1 protein-coding gene is annotated in these 1,039 nt (G+C 42.3%); it reads right to left on the reverse strand.

What is annotated here, in order from left to right; all coding sequences use genetic code 11:
- Positions 1-18: 18 nt before the first annotated feature.
- Entirely contained in the window at positions 19-996 is a 978-nt protein-coding gene (locus EOL86_15620) for a hypothetical protein (GenBank protein ID NCD26999.1), read from the reverse strand.
- Positions 997-1,039 lie beyond the last annotated feature (43 nt).

The raw sequence follows: 1,039 nt of genomic DNA on the forward strand, positions 1-1,039 counted from the left end.
TGTACTAAGCCCCAATTGTCACGACACATCTGCATAGCTTAATCTTTCTAGCCAAAAACTTTTAAAGTATTCCATTGGTGGCAAGTTATTGCAGCTAGAGTGTCTCCTTGTCTCATTGTATTCATCCTGCCAACACTTCATCTTTGTTTGTAGTGCTTCTATATCTAGGCTTGCGGTTGGGGTAACATCGTAAAACTCCTCTTCATCTGTTCGATGGCTTCGTTCAACAAAGCCATTATGCTGTGGTGTGCCCGGTCGAGATAACTTGTGTTCAATACTTCGACCCTTCAAGTAAGCTGTTAGTGGATGCAAACGTTGGTTCTTAAGGCGTTTAGCCTTATCTCCAACATACAGGTTAGTAAAAGTTGGATGGTTATCTGTCTGTACACACTCAATGTTTATACCTATGCCTTCAAAGAAGCCGATAGCCTCCCGAACAAAGGCGACGGAATTGCCGTTGCTCAGCCCATCTTTAACGCTCAGGTAACGAATCTTGGAAACTATATCTATCGCAGTAAACTGTTGACGACTACTCGTGCGTTTATCTCCACCACCAAGTACAGGTACAGCTTTGGTATCTACTTGTAGTCTGTAGCCAGGATACGGGGCGTAGAAGGACCGTGTAACCTTCTTCTTGGGTCTTCTTTGCTTCTTCACAAGATCGGCTCTTTCAATAACTCCTCGAATAGCTTTTTCACCAATAGCAACACCGTAATCTCCTAATTCATCCTTGATTCGTTTTGGGCCGTAGTTGGTACTTAACCTAATCTGTAATATTAGTTCTTCCGTCGCTTCATCTGTCTGCCAATACACCATACCTCTTGGGCCTGGTTTCTGGGGTATTATTTCTTCTCTCCAGCGGTAGATAGTACTACGATATATACCATATCTTCGTGCCGTAATAGATACACCCAACTCTTCGGCATCACTTAAAACCCTCCGCCTATATGCTAATACTTGAATTTTTGATAAATGTTTCTTCATACACATACCCATATCTTAAAATGAAAGTGTCGCAGAGACTGGGGCTTAGTATATT

The organism is Deltaproteobacteria bacterium, assembly GCA_009930495.1.
Lineage (GTDB): Bacteria > Desulfobacterota > Desulfovibrionia > Desulfovibrionales > Desulfomicrobiaceae > Desulfomicrobium.